This is a genomic window from Arsenicicoccus sp. UBA7492, assembly GCF_002479615.1.
GTDB lineage: Bacteria > Actinomycetota > Actinomycetes > Actinomycetales > Dermatophilaceae > Arsenicicoccus > Arsenicicoccus bolidensis.
In genome coordinates this window covers 39919-57438 of record NZ_DLOE01000025.1, presented here as the reverse complement: position 1 = coordinate 57438, position 17520 = coordinate 39919, and the positions used below count along the sequence as shown (strand labels likewise).

Annotated in this window: 15 protein-coding genes; all 15 read right to left on the bottom strand. The window is 73.0% G+C overall.

The window, feature by feature from the left end; all coding sequences use genetic code 11:
- Positions 1 to 19: 19 nt before the first annotated feature.
- Positions 20 to 1033 (bottom strand): Ppx/GppA phosphatase family protein, encoded by a 1014-nt coding sequence (locus tag B4E97_RS06940; RefSeq protein WP_286957879.1) that lies wholly within the window; start codon positions 1031 to 1033, stop codon positions 20 to 22.
- Positions 1030 to 1569 carry a DUF501 domain-containing protein gene (locus B4E97_RS06935; RefSeq protein WP_286957878.1) on the bottom strand — a complete coding sequence of 180 codons (540 nt, stop codon included), beginning with the start codon at positions 1567 to 1569 and terminating at the stop codon, positions 1030 to 1032. The genes B4E97_RS06940 and B4E97_RS06935 overlap by 4 nt, the downstream gene beginning before the upstream one ends.
- A 47-nt stretch (positions 1570 to 1616) precedes the next feature.
- A complete protein-coding gene (locus B4E97_RS06930; RefSeq protein WP_286959182.1) occupies positions 1617 to 2132 on the bottom strand; it encodes an FtsB family cell division protein in 516 nt (171 codons plus the stop codon).
- Between the two features lie 277 nt (positions 2133 to 2409).
- Positions 2410 to 3699, bottom strand: a complete 1290-nt coding sequence (eno, locus tag B4E97_RS06925; protein WP_029211342.1) for a phosphopyruvate hydratase — start codon at positions 3697 to 3699, stop codon at positions 2410 to 2412.
- A 162-nt stretch (positions 3700 to 3861) separates the two neighbouring features.
- Positions 3862 to 4524 carry a MazG family protein gene (locus B4E97_RS06920; RefSeq protein WP_019285474.1) on the bottom strand — a complete coding sequence of 221 codons (663 nt, stop codon included), beginning with the start codon at positions 4522 to 4524 and terminating at the stop codon, positions 3862 to 3864.
- Position 4525: 1 nt separating this feature from the next.
- Complete coding sequence (locus B4E97_RS06915; RefSeq protein ID WP_019285473.1) at positions 4526 to 5077, bottom strand: hypothetical protein; 552 nt, start codon at positions 5075 to 5077, stop codon at positions 4526 to 4528.
- 63 nt (positions 5078 to 5140) lie between these two features.
- A complete protein-coding gene (locus tag B4E97_RS06910) occupies positions 5141 to 7489 on the bottom strand; it encodes a glycosyl hydrolase 2 galactose-binding domain-containing protein (RefSeq protein ID WP_029211340.1) in 2349 nt (782 codons plus the stop codon).
- The gene (locus B4E97_RS06905; protein WP_286959180.1) at positions 7486 to 8493 is read right to left on the bottom strand and encodes a DUF1839 family protein; all 1008 of its coding nucleotides are present in this window, start codon (positions 8491 to 8493) and stop codon (positions 7486 to 7488) included. The genes B4E97_RS06910 and B4E97_RS06905 overlap by 4 nt, the downstream gene beginning before the upstream one ends.
- A gap of 6 nt (positions 8494 to 8499) precedes the next feature.
- A complete protein-coding gene (locus tag B4E97_RS06900; RefSeq protein ID WP_286957866.1) occupies positions 8500 to 9429 on the bottom strand; it encodes a hypothetical protein in 930 nt (309 codons plus the stop codon).
- Between the two features lie 12 nt (positions 9430 to 9441).
- Entirely contained in the window at positions 9442 to 10650 is a 1209-nt protein-coding gene (locus B4E97_RS06895; protein WP_029211338.1) for an acyl-CoA dehydrogenase family protein, read from the bottom strand.
- The gene (locus tag B4E97_RS06890) at positions 10650 to 10904 is read right to left on the bottom strand and encodes an acyl carrier protein (RefSeq protein ID WP_019285468.1); all 255 of its coding nucleotides are present in this window, start codon (positions 10902 to 10904) and stop codon (positions 10650 to 10652) included. Before B4E97_RS06890 ends, B4E97_RS06895 begins: the two co-directional genes overlap by 1 nt.
- A 186-nt stretch (positions 10905 to 11090) precedes the next feature.
- Positions 11091 to 14690, bottom strand: a complete 3600-nt coding sequence (gene mfd / locus B4E97_RS06885; RefSeq protein WP_286959178.1) for a transcription-repair coupling factor — start codon at positions 14688 to 14690, stop codon at positions 11091 to 11093.
- Between the two features lie 118 nt (positions 14691 to 14808).
- On the bottom strand, positions 14809 to 15408 hold the full coding sequence (pth, locus tag B4E97_RS06880) for an aminoacyl-tRNA hydrolase (protein WP_286959176.1): 600 nt from the start codon (positions 15406 to 15408) through the stop codon (positions 14809 to 14811).
- 117 nt (positions 15409 to 15525) lie between these two features.
- The gene (locus tag B4E97_RS06875; protein WP_019285465.1) at positions 15526 to 16221 is read right to left on the bottom strand and encodes a 50S ribosomal protein L25/general stress protein Ctc; all 696 of its coding nucleotides are present in this window, start codon (positions 16219 to 16221) and stop codon (positions 15526 to 15528) included.
- Between the two features lie 206 nt (positions 16222 to 16427).
- Positions 16428 to 17520 (bottom strand): UDP-glucose dehydrogenase family protein (locus tag B4E97_RS06870; protein WP_286959175.1); only part of this gene is annotated, 1093 nt, incomplete at its 5' end.

Below are 17520 nucleotides of genomic sequence, written 5' to 3'. Positions count from 1 at the left end.
CGTGGCCGGCCTCCCTCGGTCAGTCGACCGAACCCGCCAGGCGCAGGCAGACGCCGTCGAGGATGTCGTGCTCGGAGGAGACGACGAGGTCGTCGGCGCCCGCCCCCACGACGCGCTCGACGATCCGGCCCCAGATCAGGGCCCCGGGCCCGATGACGTCGACGCGGCCCGGGTGCATGAACGGCAGCGCCGCTCGGCTCGGTCGGTCCAGGCGCACCAGGTCCGCGCAGGCGGCGCGGACCACGTCGGCCGGGAGCCGGGACAGGTGGATGACCTCGGGGTCGTATGCCGCGAGCCCCATCGCGTGCGCGGTCACCGTCGTCACGGTGCCGGCGACGCCGACCAGCGTGCGCACGCCGGTGAGCTCGACCGTGCTGCAGGCCAGGTCGAGCTGCCGGTCGACCTCCGCCAGGGCGGCGGCGAGCTCGTCGGCCGTCGGCGGGTCGTGGTGCAGGTAGCGCTCGGCGTGCCGCACGCACCCCATGTCGACCGACCGGGCCGCCTCGACGACACCCTCAGCCGTCCCGCGCACCAGCTCGGTGGACCCGCCGCCGAGGTCGACGACGAGGTAGGGGCCGGGGATGCCGGCCGCCACCAGGTCACCCGTCGCGCCGAGGAAGGACAGCTCGGCCTCCTCGTCGCCGCTGATCACCTCGGGGACGACGCCGTCGTGCCCGTGCTCGGCGAAGGCGGCTCTCACCCCGGCCGCGAAGTCTTCCGCGTTGCCGGCGTCGCGGGCGGCCGAGGTCGCCACGAAGCGCACGGCCGAGACGCCGAGGCCGGCGCACTGCTCGGCATACTCGCGCGACCGTCCGAGAGCCCGCTCCATCGCGGCCTCGGAGATGCGCCCGGTCCGGTCGACCCCCTCGCCGAGACGGACGACCTCCATGCGGCGGACCACGTCGTGCAGCGCGCCGACGGCAGGCGCGGCAGGCCCATCAGGCACGGCGACGTCGACGTCCGCGACCAGGAGGCGGATGGAGTTGGTGCCGCAGTCCACGGCCGCGACGCGACGAACGGCCCCGTCGGTCACCGGCGCTCCCAGCCGTCCTCGGTGGGGGCGACGCAGGGTCCGGGGGCCCACCACTCCCCCACGGCCTCGACGGCCTCGTCCCCCAAGGGGTTGACGCCGGGCCCGGCAGCCAGCGCGTGACCGGCGAGGACGTGCAGGCACTTGACGCGGGTGGGCATCCCCCCGGCCGAGATGCCGTCGATCTCGGGGACCGAGCCGAGCTCGGCGCGGTCGGCGAGGTAGGCCTCGTGCGACCGCCGGTAGGCGCCCGCCAGCGCCTCGTCGTCCCGGAGGCGTTCGCTCATCTCGCGCATCACGCCCTGCGCCTCGAGGGTCGACAGGGCACCGGTCAGCCGTGGGCAGGTGGCGTAGTAGGTGGTCGGGAACGGCGTGCCGTCCGGCAGCCTCGGCAGGGTGCGCAGGACGTCAGGACGTCCGCACGGGCAGCGGTGGGCGACCTCGACGACGCCGCGCGCCTCGCGCCCGAGCTGGGCGTGGACCGCTGCGGCGTCCTCGTCGGTGAGACCCGGTGCGGGCGTGGTGGACTCGTTGCTCATGCGGTGGCCTTGGCCTTCGGGAGGAGAGGTATGTCGGGAGCCCGGCGTCAGCGCGTGGGCGAGGCACCGGGCGAGGTGCGGCCGCCGGGGGCGCTGCCGGACGGGGTGGAGCCGGGGCGGGGGGTGTCCGAGATCGTGGGCTGCGGCGTGGGCGTCGGGCCACCCTCGGCCGGGGCCACCGTCGGGTCGAGGCCGAGGCGGTCCGCGCTGGACAGGGAGGTCCAGACCTTGGAGTACCACGGGACCTGCTGCGCCTCCAGGTCGACCCCGACCACCTGGGCGTCCACCGAGGTGCGCCGGCCCGTCTGCGGGTCGAGCACGGTGTAGGACGTCTCGCCAGGCTTGACGAAGTGCAGCCGGGAGCGGATCTGCTGCTCGAGGAAGGCCTGGTCGTCCCACTTGGCGCGTTCGCGCATCAGGTCGTCGACCTGGCGCTGCTGCTCGACGATGGAGTGCTCGAGGGTCGCGATCTGGTCGCGCTGCTCGAGATAGCGACGCAGGGTGGGGACGAGCATGATCGCGAGCATCACGACGATGGCCGCGAGGCCCAGCAGGCGCCGCACCGTGGCCGGTCGCAACCGGCCGCGAGGCCCACCAGCTCCTCGCGCGGGACCAGTCCCGCGTGAGCCACCGGTCCCTCGCGAGCCGCCCGACCCGCCGGATCCCCCGACGCCGCCGCCACCCTCACCGACCCGGCGACGAGGACCCTCCGCGGGCCGACGCTGCCGGTCGCCGGCACCGGCCGGGCGCCGGGACGAACCCGCGGCAGCACCGGAGGAGGGACGTCGCGCGGGGCGTGACGTCCCTCCTCGGGAGGTGCTGGATGGCATGTGCTCCAGACTAGGCGCTGGCGCCCTTGAAGCGCGGGAACGCGCCCGCGCCGGCGTAGACGGCCGCGTCGTCGAGCTCCTCCTCGATGCGCAGGAGCTGGTTGTACTTGGCGACGCGCTCGGACCGGGCCGGGGCACCGGTCTTGATCTGGCCGCAGTTGGTGGCGACGGCCAGGTCGGCGATGGTGACGTCCTCGGTCTCGCCGGACCGGTGCGACATCATGCAGCGGTAGCCGTTGCGGTGGGCCAGGTCGACGGCGTCCAGCGTCTCGGTGAGCGAGCCGATCTGGTTGACCTTGACCAGCAGGGCGTTGGCGGTGTCGGTGGAGATGCCGCGCTGCAGCCGCTCGGGGTTGGTGACGAACAGGTCGTCGCCGACCAGCTGGACCTTGTCGCCGAGCTGCTCGGTGATGGACTTCCAGCCGTCCCAGTCGTCCTCGTTGAGCGGGTCCTCGATGGAGACGAGGGGGTAGGCCGCGACGAGCTCGGCGTAGTAGGCGATCATCTCGTCGGCCGACTTGCTGCCGCCCTCGAAGGCGTAGGAACCGTCCTGGTAGAACTCGGACGCCGCGACGTCGAGCGCCAGGGCGATGTCCTTGCCGGGCTCGTAGCCCGCGGCACGGATGGCGTCGAGGATGAGGTCCAGCGCGGCGCGGTTGGACTCGAGGTTGGGGGCGAAGCCGCCCTCGTCGCCGAGACCGGTGGCCAGGCCGCGCTCCTTGAGCACGGACTTGAGGGCGTGGTAGACCTCGGCGCCCCAGCGCAGGGCCTCCTTGAAGGAGGGCGCGCCGATGGGGGCGATCATGAACTCCTGGATGTCGACGTTGGAGTCGGCGTGCGACCCACCGTTGAGGATGTTCATCATCGGGACGGGCAGGACGTGGGCGTTGGGGCCGCCGACGTAGCGGAACAGCGGCAGACCGGCCGACTCGGCGGCGGCCTTGGCGACGGCGAGGGAGACGCCGAGGATCGCGTTGGCGCCGAGCGAGCCCTTGTTGTCGGTGCCGTCGAGGGACAGCATCTCGTTGTCGACGAGGCGCTGCTCGGTCGCCTCGTAGCCGAGGACCCGCGGGGCGATCTCGTCCAGCACGGCGTTGACGGCGTCCTCGACGCCCTTGCCGAGGTAGCGACCCTTGTCGCCGTCACGACGCTCCACGGCCTCGAACGCTCCGGTGGAGGCGCCGGACGGGACGGCGGCACGCGCGATGGTGCCGTCCTCCAGGGCGACCTCGACCTCGACGGTGGGGTTGCCACGCGAGTCGAGGATCTCGCGTGCGCCTACTGCTTCGATGTTGGCCACAAGTACTCTCCTGATCGATGGTGAGCGGTGCGGCTCGAGCCTATCCCGTGCGCCGCAGGGGGCGCGCCGGGGTCTGCGGCCAACCGTGCCGTCGTCCGAGCGGTGGACAGGCACCTGCCGTATGCCGTCCGGTCAGCCCCTCGCCGGCCTCTCGCAGGGCGCTCAGGCGTCGCCGTCGGCCGTCGCGGCGAGGCGCAGGACGGTGCCCCGCAGGGCCTGCTCGGCGTCGATGCCCCGACCCCGGGCGTCGAGGACGAGGGCCAGCAGGGCGGCCCCGACGTCGTCAGGCTGCGGCGCAGCGGCGGCGGCGAGCAGCTCGCCCCGTCCGGTCCGCTCGAGCCGCGAGGCCGTCTTGGCCGCCAGGGCGAGCGCCGGCAGGGACGCGGGGATGCCGTCGAGCAGGCCGGTCCGGTCGGGCTTCTCGAGGGCCTTGATGGCCTCCCAGCCGGCCTCGACGTCGGCGGCACCCGACACCACCGCGTCCGCGAAGACGTGGGGGTGGCGCCGTTGGAGCTTGGTGATGATCGCGTCCGCGACGTCGTCCACGTCGAACGGCTCGGTGGCGTGCTCCTGACCGACCCTGGCGTGGAAGGCCACCTGGAGCAGCACGTCCCCCAGCTCCTCGACCAGGTGCTCACGGTCGCCGGAGGCGATGGCGTCGGCGAGCTCGTGCGCCTCCTCCACGGCATACGGCGCGAGGCTCTCGTGGGTCTGCTCGGCGTCCCACGGGCAGCCGCCCGGGGAGCGGAGCCGGTCCATGACGGCCACGAGGTCGAGCAACCGCTCGCCGGGGCGGGGCCGCTCGACCTCGTCGGTCGTCGTCATGTCAGGGTGCGGGAGCCGGGGTCGGCGCGGGGCTGGGCGCACCGGCCGCGTCCGCCACGAGCCAGTTGCGGGTCTCGGGCCCGATCTGCAGGGTCTTGCGGTCGAGCGAGCCGTAGCGCGGGTTGAGCTCGATGTCGGCCTGCTTCAGCTGCTGGACGACCTTCTCCTCGGTGGCGGGGTCCATGCTGTTGAGGGCGAGCGCCGTGCGGACGAAGTCGAGCGTGGACCGGGACGGGTTCTCGACCTTGTCCAGCAGCTTCCTGGCGGCGTCGTCGGACACGCCCTTGCCGGACTGCTGCACGGCGGGCAGGACGTAGCGGCCGAAGGTCAGCAGGCTGACGACGTTGGCGGGCTGCACCGGCTGCGTGACCTGCGAGGATCCGCCGTTGAACTCGCGGGCCGCGGTCTGCACGTCGGACTCGAGGATGGGCTGGCCGTCGACGATCGCCGCGGCGCGGGACTGGGAGCCCTGGTCGCACCCGGTGAGGAGTCCGGTGGCCGCGACCACGGCGGCCAGCGTCCCGGTGAGCACGCGCTTGGAAGCCAACACCATCAAGTCCTCTCGGCAAAGGGTCTGCATCGTCCGCCTCGGGGACCGTGGCGACGCGGTCCCAGCCTAGTCGGTGGTCGTGGGTGCCACGACCGGGGTGGGGATCGTCGGCGTGGGGATCGTCGGCGGGAGCAGCGGCCGCGTCGCCCGGACCTCACCCGCCCCGTCGGTCACCCAGCGGGCGCGGACCGCCGAGTAGGCCGGGGCGGACGCGAAGCGCCAGGCCCAGCCGAGGTCGCGGAAGCCCCCGAGCGCCTCCTCGACCTCGACCTGCGCGTGCCCCCGGGCCGGGACGGCGAGCTCGAGCTCCGCGTCGAGGACGGCGTCGCCCTCGAGGTCCAGGGCCTCCAGCCGGAGCGTCCCTCGCACCGGGCGCCCCGTGTCGTTGACCGCCTCGAGCAGCACCCCGTCCAGACCACGATCGAGGAGCAGCAGCGCCACCGGCGCGAGCACCTCGGGCAGCGCGAGCAGCGGCGCCTTGGGCGCGCCGATCACGTCGATCAGCCCCCACCCCGGGCCTGGTGCGAGGTCGCGGTGGGCCAGGACGATCGCGCCGCCGGTCGGGGTGGGCGAGCTGCGCCACCAGGCGAAGCTCTCGGTCATGACCCGGGCGACGGTCCGGCGCTGCAGGTCCTCCCAGCCCTCCGTGGTGAGCTGCCTGGCGGCTGCGTCGACGTCGGTGTCGACGCCGGTGTCGCCGTTGTCGGCGCCGGCGGGGTAGCGACCGATCCACGCCCGCACGTAGTGGTCGGTGACGTCCACGAAGTCCCACGACGTCCCCCGGTCGTGCGGGGCGGCCCGGCGCCACGCGGATCCTCTGCCCCGGTCGTCGGGGGCCGGCAGCAGGCCCAGGTCGTCCAGCTCCGCCATGGTCGACGGCTCGGGCGGTATGGCGAACGTCAGCGCCTCGGACGCGAAGGACACGCGCGCGGTGCGGGCGTCCTCGAGCGGCCGCAGGTAGGCCCCGACGCCGAAGTAGTGGCTCACGCCGTGCTCGATGCTGACCGGGCGGGGCCCGCCGGACGGGCTCGAGGTCACGTGGATCGCTCCGGGCACGAGCTCGTCCGCGAGGCGCGGGAGCAGGTCGTGCAGGGCCGTCATCCGCCGTCGCTCGGGGGGCAGACCCATGAGGGTGGGCTGCTGCTCGGTCTCGGTGCCGCCGCAGACGACGGCGAGGTGCGGCCAGCCGCCCCAGGCGCCGAGCTGGTCCCGGAGCTCGGCCTCGAGCTCGGCGAGCCAGGCCTCGTCCTCGGGCGGGTCGAAGGTCGCGAGCATGGCGTCCTGCCACACGAGCAGACCGCGTTCGGCGGCGAGCTCGCGCAGGACCTGGTCGGCATAGGTGCCCGTGCCAGGGATGCGGACGAGGTTGATGCCGGCGGCGACGAGGGCGTCCAGGTCGCGGGCCACCTCGGCCGGGTCGCTGGTCCAGCCGAGCGGGTCGGTGGTGGCCCAGACGACCCCCCGGACGAAGACGTCGACGCCGTTGACGGCGATCGCGAAGCGGTCGTCCTCGCGGCGGGCCCTGATGTGGGAGAAGCCGATCCGCCGGTCCAGGACCGTCTCGCCCCCGACCCGGACGTGCAGGCGGCGCAGCCGAGGCAGCCCGTGGGTGTGCGGCCACCACAGGGTCGCGCCGTCGTCGCCGGACACGACGCCCACGTCGTGCGACAGGCGCAGGTGCCATGCCCCGTCGTCCTCGAGGGTGGGCTCGGCGGTCAGCCGCTCCCCGTCCAGGGTCACCTCGACCGGGAGCGGTTCCGCGGCCCGCACGTGCAGCGCGAGCCGGGCGGTCCAGCCGTCGGGTGCCGGCTCGACCTGCGTGCGGATCGACACGACCTCCGCGCGGGGACGGGCGCGCAGGCCGGCCTCCCCGAGGATGCCGACCGGGGGCAGGACGCCCTCCCAGGTGGGGATGCGCCCGAGCAGCGGGGTCCGCCGCCACCGCAGGCTCGGGTCGGGCAGGAGCGAGCTGCGCCAGCGGGGACGGGGCTTGCGGGGCACGGGCGTCTCGCCGAAGGACGCAATCCGCACGGCGATCTCGTGCGGTCCGGCCGTGAGCGCGCCGAGATCGATGACGTGACGGCGGAAGGCGTTGTCGCTGCGCAGGATCCGCTGACCGTCGAGGTAGACGTCGGCGTGCGTGGCGATCCGGTCCAGCACCAGCCGGGCGCGCGGGAGCGGCTGGTCGAGGATGACGTTGCCGCGCAGCCACCAGGTGCTGTGGTCGGCCTCCGCGAGCGCCGGGACGCCATACGCCTCGACCACGGCGGCCGAGGCCGCGAGGGACCCGGGCACGACCGCCGCGACCCAGCCGTCCTGCGGCCAGGAGCCAGGCCCTGGCTGCTCGCCCGGATCGAACCGCCTCACCTGCCAACGGATCTCGACGGGGTCCGCACCGGCGGCGAGGACGGTCATCCCAGCTGGGCGGCGACGCGGTCGATGGCGCTCCCCCACCGCTCGGTGGCGCGCTGCAGGGTGGGCTCGAGGTCGCGCGCGCGGCCGCCCGTGATGCGGGCGAGGGCGAACTGGAGGTTCTTCATCTCCTGCGAGACGACGTCGAAGTCGTCTGCGGCCGTGCGCAGCTCGTCGGCATCGAGACCAGGCTGCGAGTCGCGGTCGGGGTCGTCGCCGTCGGCAGCACCGTCGGCGAGCCAGCGGGTCGCGTCCGCCGCAGCCTGGGCGGTGAGCCCCAGCTGCCGGGTGGCGGTGAAGGAGTAGAGGTGGAAGAACGCGAAGCCCCGATCGGGCAGCGTCGGCGCGACCTCGCGGACCGAGTCGCACAGGTCGGCCACCGGGTTGCCGGCGGGTCGGCGCGCGAGGTGACGGGCAGCGAGCGCCGTTGCCCGGCGGCGGATCTCGGCCTCGTCCCTGACCAGCCCGTCGAGCCGGACGCGCTCGACGTAGGGCTGCGGAGCGCACGTCGGCAGGTCGCGCAGGGCCAGCGCGCCGTCGTAGTCGTCTCCCTGCAGCGCGTAGAGGCCGGAGTTGTGGAAGTAGGTCATCGCGCGCGCCTCGGGGTCCACGCGGACGGGCACGATCGTCGTCTTGACGCGCTCGGCGCCGTAGGACACGCCATCGGTGTCCGGCAGGTAGTAGGCGTCCGACTCCACGGTCAGCAGCTCACCGGCCCCGAGGTGGTCCAGCACGTGCTCCTCAACCGTGCGCCACAGGTTGATCTCGGCGACCTCGATGCCGTAGAGGTCGCGCAGGTCGTCGGTCTGCGCCTTGAGGAAGGCCCACGCCCCGGGGACGGTGCCTGCGCTGTAGGCGCACACGCCCAGCGGCTCGGGCGGGAGCCCGAGGGCGGCGGCGATCTCGATCCAGATGTCGAGGTAGCAGTTGGTCTGGGTCCAGACCCGGTCGTCGCGGTGCAGCGGGTGGGGCGTGAAGGTGTCGGCCCGCAGGTGGTCGAGCGGCATCCTCGGTCAGGCCTGCGCGTCGAGCCCCAGCCGGGCCCGCACCTCGGTCGGCCAGGACGGGACGTCCATGCCGTGCGTCGCGAACAGCGCGACAGTGACCCGCTCCAGGCCGAAGCCGATGCAGGAGCTGTGGGCGAGCTGCCCGTCGGCCGTCGTGATGTCGAAGTCCAGCCCGAAGTGGTCGTTGTGGTAGTTGGACGAGCCGAGGGCGGTGCCGGAGTGCTCCTCGCCGTAGACCTTGCACTCGAACTCGACCTTGAGGCCGGCGTCCAGCTGGCCGGCGGCAAAGATCTTGGCGGCGCGGCCGAAGAAGGGGTCGTTGGCCGGCACCTCCTCGATCTGCAGCCCGATGGAGGTCAGCAGCTCGGGGCCGACGCGACGCCCGATCTCACGGTGGGCCTGGGCCTGCTCCGGCGTGCCGATGCAGACCTTCTCGCGCATGCGGAAGGACACGAGCCGCATGGGGTCGTCGGACGGCTCGTGCCGGAAGCAGCGGTTGCCGGTCTCGTAGGTCACGCCCCGCTCCAGGCGCGTGCCCGCGTGCAGCGGGTAGGTCTGGTGGCAGGGCGCGGACAGCAGGTCCAGGCGCGCGGGGACGAGGTGCGTCGTCCAGTCCTCACCGGCGTTCTTGTCGACCACCATCGCCTTGTGCGCCTTGGTGTCGCCGGTGAACACGTCGACCGAGCCGATGAGCTGGGGGAACGAGTCGAGGTAGCCGGTCTTCTCGAACACCGGCTGCGTGAGCAGCGGGGGGAAGGAGATGACCGTCACGTCCTCGGTGGGCTGCATCTCGTGGACGAGTCGCTCCACCCCGGCCAGGACGTCCTCGAAGGTGCCGGTGAACGCGGACAGCCCGCGCAGCGGCAGCTCGACCATGTGGCCGGCCTCGACGAGGTCCCGGCGCAGGGCCAGCTCGCGGTCGTGACGTGAGGTCATGTGGGTCTCCTGTCAGCCCTTGTAGATGAGCTCGAGCTGGGCGGTGTTGCCGAGGATCCGGTCGTTGTTGACCATCAGCTGAGCGCCGTAGGCGTCCCGCAGCTGGCGATCCAGGCTCACCGCCCCCGTCCGACGATAGCCCGCGATACCCACGATCAGCAGGGCTTTGGCCACGATGTCCACGACCGTCTCGGCGCTGTAGACCTTGAGGGTGTTGTAGCCGATCGCCCGGCCCATCAGCGTCGCGGCCTGGGACGTGGGGTCGACCTCGAGGTAGCCGGCCGTGGCGCCGTGCACGCGGGCCCGGAAGGTCTCGAGCACGACCTCCAGCTCGGCCATCCGCAGGCCCGTCACCGGCTGCAGCTGCCCCGACCGGCGGGCGGCCTGCCGGACCACGCCACGTGCCGTCGCCGTCGCGCCCTCGGCGAGCCCCAGCCAGCAGGAGGACCACAGGGAGTGCGCGACCGGCAGCATCGTGCGGGCCGACAGGTCGGCGTAGTCGTCGGGAAAGATCCGGTCCTGGTGGGAGCGGGCCGTGAGCACGAAGCCGGGGCTGCAGGTGCCGCGGAAGCCCATCGTGTCCCAGTCGCCCAGGGGTTCCAGCGTCAGGTCGGCCTTGTCGCACACGACGAGGACCTGGTCGCTCTCGACCGCCTCCGCGTCCTTGCGGGCGGTCACGAAGATGAGGTCGGCCTCGACGCCGTAGGAGATGACGGGAGCCTTCTTGACCAGCTCGAAGGTGCCGTCGTCGGCGCGGTCGACGTGGCACAGGCTCCGTCGGACGTCACCGCCGATGCCCATCTCGGTGGTGGCGGAGCCGACGAGCAGCTGGTCGGCGGCGATGCGCCGCATCAGCTCCTGGAGGTAGGGGGTGCGACCGTGGTGCACCAGGCACCCCACCTGGATCTGGTGCATCGCAAAGATCATGGCGGTCGAGGCGCAGCCCTTGGCGAGCTCCTCGCAGGCGAGCCCGATCTGCACCACGTCGGCCCCGAGGCCGCCGAGGTCGGTGGGGATCCAGGCCCCGAGCAGGCCCGCCTCGCGCAGCGCCGTCATGGCCTCGCGCGGGAAGCGGGCGTCGCGGTCGACGTCGGGGGCGTGGACGGCGGCCACCTCGGTGGCGATGCGCCGGGCCTCCGCGACGACGTCCGTGGCGGTGGCTGCGGCGGAGCCGACGGAGCCGGTGCCCGTGGTGCTGGTGCTGGTGGCGCTGCCCGTCATCAGTCCTCCACCAGCGGCGCGAGCGCGGCCTGGAGGGCGTCGACGGACGCGAAGGTGCTCTTGACGAGCAGCTCGTCCGGGATCTCGATGTCGAGGGTGTCCTCGAGCTCGAGGACCACGTTGACGGTCGCGTGGGAGGTCAGCCCGGCGGAGTAGAGGTCGGCGTCGGCGCCGATCTGGTGGGCATCAACCTTGAGCCGGCCGGCCTCGGCCAGGGCGTCACGGATGGTGGTGGTCAGCGAGTCGACAGACATGGAGCCCTCTGGTGCGCGGGTGACGATGACATGGCACGAGCGACCACAGGTTCCCCCTCGGGTCGCTCGTCCTTGAGCCTAGTGCGGACCCCTGGCGTCCACCTCTCGTTCGCCCTGTTGCCCAACGTGCGTCACCACATTGCGTCGAACCCTGACGTCCGGTGACATCGGGGTGACGCTGTGCGGTCAGCTGCGGCCCTGCACCCCGGCCGCCGTCGCGATGTCATCCAGGAGCACCGACTGCATGAGATCGCTGGCCCAGCGCAGGATCTCGTCGTCGCGCAGCACCTTGCCGCCGACCTTGGCCGTCATGGGCGCCGGCACCAGGAGCTGCCGCTGCGGCTCCTTGACCAGGGTGCCGGGATAGAGCCGCATCAGCCGCATCTGCTGGGACTCGCGCAGCTCCACCGGGCCGAACCGGACGAACTTGCCCTGCACCCCGATGTCGTTGACCTTGGCCCGGCGGGCGACGGTGCGCAGCCGGGCCACCTCGATGAGGTTGTCGACGGCCGGCGGCGGCGTGCCGTAGCGGTCGGTGAGCTCCGCGACGATGTCGGCCAGGGCAGCCTCGTCCTCGACGACGGCGAGCTTCTTGTAGGCCTCCAGGCGCAGCCGCTCCCCCGGGACGTACTCGTGCGGGAGGTGGGCGTCGACGGGGAGCTCGATCTTGATCTCCATCGGCTGGGCCGCGGAGTCGTCGCCCCGGAAGTCGGCGACGGCCTCGCCGACCATGCGGACGTAGAGGTCGAACCCGACGCCCGCGATGTGGCCCGACTGCTCGCCGCCGAGGAGGTTGCCGGCGCCCCGGATCTCGAGGTCCTTCATGGCGACCTGCATGCCGGCGCCGAGGTCGGTATGGCTGGCGATGGTCTGCAGCCGGTCGTGGGCGGTCTCGGTGAGCGGCTTCTCGGGGGGGTAGAGGAAGTAGGCGTAGGCGCGCTCGCGGCCACGCCCCACCCGCCCGCGCAGCTGGTGGAGCTGGGACAGGCCGAGCATGTCGGCGCGCTCGACGATGAGGGTGTTGGCGTTGGAGATGTCCAGGCCGGTCTCGACGATCGTCGTGCAGACGAGCACGTCGAACTTCTTCTCCCAGAAGTCCAGCACGACCTGCTCGAGCCGGTGCTCGCCCATCTGCCCGTGCGCGGTCTCGATGCGCGCCTCGGGGATGATCTCGCGCAGCCGGGAGGCGGCCCGCTCGATCGAGGACACCTTGTTGTGGACGAGGAAGACCTGGCCCTCGCGCAGCAGCTCGCGCCGGATGGCCGCGACCACCTGCTTCTCGTCATACGCACCGACGTAGGTGAGCACCGGGTGACGCTCCTCGGGCGGGGTCGCCAGGGTGGACATCTCGCGGATGCCGGTGACGGCCATCTCCAGGGTGCGCGGGATCGGGGTCGCGCTCATCGCGAGCACGTCCACCGAGGTGCGCAGCGCCTTGAGCTGCTCCTTGTGCTCGACCCCGAAGCGCTGCTCCTCGTCGATGATGACCAGGCCGATGTCCTTGAACGCGATCTCCTTGGACAGGAGCCGGTGCGTGCCGATGACGAGGTCGACGCTGCCGTCCTTGAGCCCGGCGACGACCTCGCGCGCGTCCTTGTCGGACTGGAAGCGGGACAGCGCCTTGACCACCACGGGGAACTGCGAGTAGCGCTCGGAGAAGGTGTTGTAGTGCTGCTGGACGAGCAGGGTCGTCGGCACCAGCACGGCGACCTGCTTGCCCTCCTGGATGGCCTTGAAGGCGGCGCGCACCGCGATCTCGGTCTTGCCGTAGCCGACGTCGCCGCAGATGAGGCGGTCCATGGGCACGGGCTTCTCCATGTCCGCCTTGACCTCGTCGATGCTGGACAGCTGGTCCGGCGTCTCGACGTAGGCGAAGGCGTCCTCGAGCTCGCGCTGCCAGGGGGTGTCCGGCCCGAAGGAGTGCCCCGTGGTCGCCATGCGGGCGCTGTAGAGCCGGATGAGCTCCCCCGCGATCTGCTTGACGAACTTCTTGGCGCGGCTCTTGGTCTTCTGCCAGTCGGAGCCGCCCATCTTGGACAGCGTCGGCTGCTCGCCGCCCACGTAGCGCGTGACCTGGTCGAGCTGGTCGGTGGGGACGAAGAGCTGGTCGGCCGGCTGCCCGCGCCGGGAGGAGGCGTACTCCAGCACGAGGTACTCGCGCGTGGCGCCGCCGACGGTGCGCTGCATCATCTCGACGAACCGGCCCACGCCGTGCTGCTCGTGCACGACGAAGTCGCCGGGGCGCAGCTGCAGCGGGTCGACCTGGTTGCGGCGCCGCGAGGGCAGCCGGCGCATGTCCTTGGTGCTGGTGCCCTGGCCCGACGTGCCGGTCAGGTCGGCCTCGGTCAGGACGACGAGATCGACGCTCTCGCAGGCGAACCCGCGGCCCAGCCGGCCGGTGGTGATGGACGCGACCCCGCCCTCGATCTCGGCGCCGTCGGCGAGCAGCCGAGCGGGCAGGCCGCCCTCGCCGAGCAGCTCGACGAGGCGCTTGGCGAGGCCCTGCCCCTCGGTGACCATCAGGACCCGCCGCTGGTCGTGCAGCCAGCCCTGCAGGTCGGCGAGCACGGCGTCCCGGTCCCCGCGGTAGGCCGGCGTCTCGACGGTCGGCACCGTGAAGGTGAGCGCGTCGTCATCGCCGCTCTCCATCAGCTCGGCGAGGTCCTCGTCGGCGGCGAAGGGCGTCAGGGTCCACCACGGCCGGGAGGTGGCGAGGGCGTGCTCGCGGACGTCCCCGAGCTGCCAGTAGGACGCGGTGCCGAGCACGCTCTCGAGGTCGACGGGCACCGCGTTGCCGGCGGCGGCGTTGGCCCAGCTCGCCTCGAGGAACTCGGCGCTCGTCGCCACCAGGTCGCGGGCCCGGGTGCGCACCCGCTCGGGGTCGCACACGACGACGTGGGCACCCGCGGGGAGGGTGTCGAGCAGGCTCTCCATGCCGTCGACCAGGGCCGGGCCGAGGGACTCCATGCCCTCGACGGCGATCCCCTCGGCGACCTTGTCGAGCAGGTCGCGGACGCCGGGCAGCTGCTCGGCCAGCGCGCGCGCCCGGTCGCGGACCGCGTCGGTCAGCAGGATCTCGCGGCAGGGGGGCGCCCACAGCCCGTGCTCGGCGACCTCGAGGCTGCGCTGGTCGGCGACCCGGAACCACCGGATCTCCTCGATCGTGTCGCCCCACAGCTCGACGCGCAGCGGGTGCTCCTCGGTCGGTGGGAACACGTCGAGGATGCCGCCGCGGACGGCGAACTCGCCGCGCCGCTCGACCAGGTCGGTGCGCGTGTAGGCCGCGCCCACCAGCGCCTCGACGATGTCCTCGAGGGGGCGCTCGTCGCCGGCGACCAGGGCCACCGGCTCGAGCTCGCCGAGGCCCGTCGCGATCGGCTGGATCAGGGCCCGCACGGAGACCACGAGCACGGAGATCGGGCCGTATGCCGGGTCCTCGGCGGACGGGTGCGCGAGCCGCCGGAGCACGGCCAGGCGCCGCCCGACGGTGTCGCTGCGGGGGCTGAGGCGCTCGTGCGGCAGGGTCTCCCAGCTGGGGAACTCCGCCACGGCGTCGTGCGGCAGGAAGCAGCGCAGCGCCGCGGCCAGGTCGTCGGCCTCGCGCCCGGTCGCCGTGACAGCCAGGACGGGTGTGCCGCCACGGTGCTGGGCCAGCAGCGCGATCAGCGGGGCGCGCGAGCCGCCGGCCGCGGCCACGTCGACGAGCTGCTCGACGCCGACGGACTCCAGGACACGACGCACCGTGGCGTCGCGACCGAGGACGTCGAGGAGGGCAGGCAGCGCCATGAGCAGTCTCGCTTCCGGGGGAGGTGGCGTCCGAGGAGGATCTGGGCCGCGGGCCAGCCTACGCCGCAGCACCGACACACCCGCTCCCTGCGGGAGCGCGAGGGCGTCGGCTCCGAGGTCAGCGGGCGTTCCAGCGGTCCTGGGCGTAGGTGAGGCCCTGGGTCAGCAGGTCCTCCACGACGTCGGCAGCGTCCTCGAGGAGCACGCCCACGTCGGCCCGCTCGCCCGAGGCGAAGTCCTTGAGCACGAAGTCGGCCGGGTCCTGACGTCCCGGGGGGCGGCCGATGCCGATGCGCACCCGCACGTAGTCCTTGGTGCCGACGCTCTTGCTGATGGACCGCAGGCCGTTGTGCCCGCCCTCTCCCCCGCCGAGCTTGACCCGGGAGGACGCGAAGGGGATGTCGAGCTCGTCGTGGATCACCACGAGCTGGCGCGGCGGCACCTTGTAGAAGGAGGTCAGCGCCTTGACCGGGCCGCCGGACTCGTTCATCCACGAAGACGGGACGGCGAGCACCGCGCGCGGGCCGGGGGCCCCGCCCGGCAGGACGCCCACGCGCACCTCGGCGGCGGCGGCTCGCGCCTTGTGGCGCTTCAGCGTCGCCCCCGCCCGCGCCGCGAGCACGTCGACCGCCATGGCACCGACGTTGTGCCGGTTCCTGGAGTACTGCGTCCCGGGGTTGCCGAGGCCCACGACGAGCCAGGTGTCCGAGGTGGTCATGTCAGGAAGTCTCCCAGAGCGAGGGGGTGGCACGACGCCGCGGCGCCCAGGTCCTGCCTGGGCGCCGCGGCGTCATACGGGTCGTGCTGCGGGACGGGCCCGCGGGAGGGGCGAGGCTCAGGCCTCGTCGCCCTCGGGCTTGGCCTCGTCGCCCTCGGCGGCGTCGGTGCCCTCGGCGGACTCGCCCTCGGCGGCCTCGTCCTCGGACTCCTCGTGCTCGATGCCGGCCTCGGCCTCGGCCTCGGCGAGCTCGGCCTCCAGCGCCTCCGCGGAGACCTGCTGGGTGATGTTGACGACGAGCAGCTCCTCGTCGGACACCAGCGTGGAGCCGGCGGGCAGCTCGATCTCCTTGGCCAGGATCTGCGTGCCGGCGGCCAGGCCCTCGACGGAGACCTCGACACCCTCGGGGATGTGGGTGGCCTCGGCCTCGACGGAGATGACGGGGTTCTCGAGCTGGACGACGGTCTCGCTGGCGGCCTCGCCCGTGAGGGAGACGGAGATGTCGACGGTGACCTTCTCGCCGCGGCGGACGACGACGAGGTCGACGTGCTCGATGACGACGGTGCGGATCGGGTCGCGCTGCACGTCGCGGGCCAGGGCGTACTGCTCCTGGCCGTCGACGACGATGGTCAGCAGCGCGTTGGGGTTCTTGAGCGCCAGCAGCGTGTCGTGACCCGGGAGGGTGACGTGCACGGGGGCGGCGCCGTGGCCGTACATGACGGCGGGGATCTTGCCCGCGCGGCGGATGCGGCGGGCAGCGCCCTTGCCGAACTCGGAACGGGCCTCGGCCTGCAGGACGGTGGCGTCGGACATGTCGACTCCTCGGGGGGTGGTGGGGAGATATCGGTCGGGCCTCGACGCGGGACACGGCGCGGACGCGACGACGCGTCAGCAGGAGGCGACTCCCACCACCGCGTCGATCACGGACCTGGTCGGTGCTGCGCACCGTGCCCTGTCCCTCGCCGAGGCAACCGCACCAGCATAGCCGAGCCCGGCCGTATGCCGGAACCGCCCCGTGGTCACCAGGTCGTGCTGGCGCGGCCCATCCCGCGGTAGGACCAACCCGCAGCCTCCCACCGCCCCGGGTCCAGGGCGTTGCGGCCGTCGATGATCGCCCGCTCCTTGACCACCGAGCCCAGCTGGTCCGGCTCCAGGCTCGTGAAGTCGCTCCACTCGGTCAGCAGCATCACCAGCTCCGCGTCCACGCACGCCGCCCGCGCGTTCGGCGCCGTCTGGATGTGCGGGTAGCGCGCGTGCAGGCCCGGCAACGCGATCGGGTCGGTCACCACCACGTCCGCGCCCTGCCCCACCAACCTGGTCGCGACGTACAACGCCGGCGAGTCCCGCAGGTCGTCGCTGTCCGGCTTGAACGCCGCCCCCAGGATCGCGATCCGCCGACGCTCCACGCTCCCCCCGAAGTGCCGTTCAGCCAACGCCACCGCGTGCTGACGACGACGCTGGTTGATCGCGTCCACCTCCCGCAAGAACGTCAACGCCTGGTCCACCCCCAGCTCACCGGCCCGCGCCATGAACGCCCGGATGTCCTTGGGCAGGCACCCACCCCCGAAACCCACCCCCGCCCGCAGGAACTTCGGACCGATCCGCTCGTCGTGCCCGAGCGCCTCCGCCAGCCGCGTCACGTCCGCCCCCGTCGCCTCGCACAGCTCCGCGATCGCGTTGATGAAGCTGATCTTGGTCGCCAGGAAGGAGTTAGCCGCCACCTTCACCAGCTCCGCCGTCTGGTAGTTGGTCACCAGCCGCGGCATCCCGTGCGACAGCACCCCCGCATACACCTCGTCCAGCAGGTCACGCGCCGCCTCCCCCGCCACCCGGTCCTCCGGCAGGCCGTACACCACCCGGTCCGGGGTCAACGTGTCCTGCACCGCGTACCCCTCGCGCAGGAACTCCGGGTTCCACACCACCGTCGCGTCCACACCCTCGCGCGCGCACCAGTCCGCCAGCCGCGCCGCCGTCCCCACCGGCACCGTCGACTTGCCCACCACCAGCGCCCCCGCCACCGGGTGCTCACCCATCACCGCCAGCAAGGACCCCATCGCCGCGTCCAGGTGCGACAGGTCCGCGGCATACCCCGACTCCCGCTGCGGTGTCCCC

Excerpts from the sequence above, each read along its gene's own strand:
- B4E97_RS06935 (WP_286957878.1), bottom strand. The coding sequence starts at position 1,569 with ATGAGCAACGAGTCCACCACGCCCGCACCGGGTCTCACCGACGAGGAC.
- B4E97_RS06920 (WP_019285474.1), bottom strand. The coding sequence starts at position 4,524 with ATGACGACGACCGACGAGGTCGAGCGGCCCCGCCCCGGCGAGCGGTTG.
- B4E97_RS06915 (WP_019285473.1), bottom strand. The coding sequence starts at position 5,077 with ATGGTGTTGGCTTCCAAGCGCGTGCTCACCGGGACGCTGGCCGCCGTG.
- B4E97_RS06910 (WP_029211340.1), bottom strand. The coding sequence starts at position 7,489 with ATGACCGTCCTCGCCGCCGGTGCGGACCCCGTCGAGATCCGTTGGCAG.
- B4E97_RS06905 (WP_286959180.1), bottom strand. The coding sequence starts at position 8,493 with ATGCCGCTCGACCACCTGCGGGCCGACACCTTCACGCCCCACCCGCTG.
- B4E97_RS06900 (WP_286957866.1), bottom strand. The coding sequence starts at position 9,429 with ATGACCTCACGTCACGACCGCGAGCTGGCCCTGCGCCGGGACCTCGTC.
- B4E97_RS06895 (WP_029211338.1), bottom strand. The coding sequence starts at position 10,650 with ATGACGGGCAGCGCCACCAGCACCAGCACCACGGGCACCGGCTCCGTC.
- B4E97_RS06890 (WP_019285468.1), bottom strand. The coding sequence starts at position 10,904 with ATGTCTGTCGACTCGCTGACCACCACCATCCGTGACGCCCTGGCCGAG.
- mfd (WP_286959178.1), bottom strand. The coding sequence starts at position 14,690 with ATGGCGCTGCCTGCCCTCCTCGACGTCCTCGGTCGCGACGCCACGGTG.
- pth (WP_286959176.1), bottom strand. The coding sequence starts at position 15,408 with ATGACCACCTCGGACACCTGGCTCGTCGTGGGCCTCGGCAACCCCGGG.
- B4E97_RS06875 (WP_019285465.1), bottom strand. The coding sequence starts at position 16,221 with ATGTCCGACGCCACCGTCCTGCAGGCCGAGGCCCGTTCCGAGTTCGGC.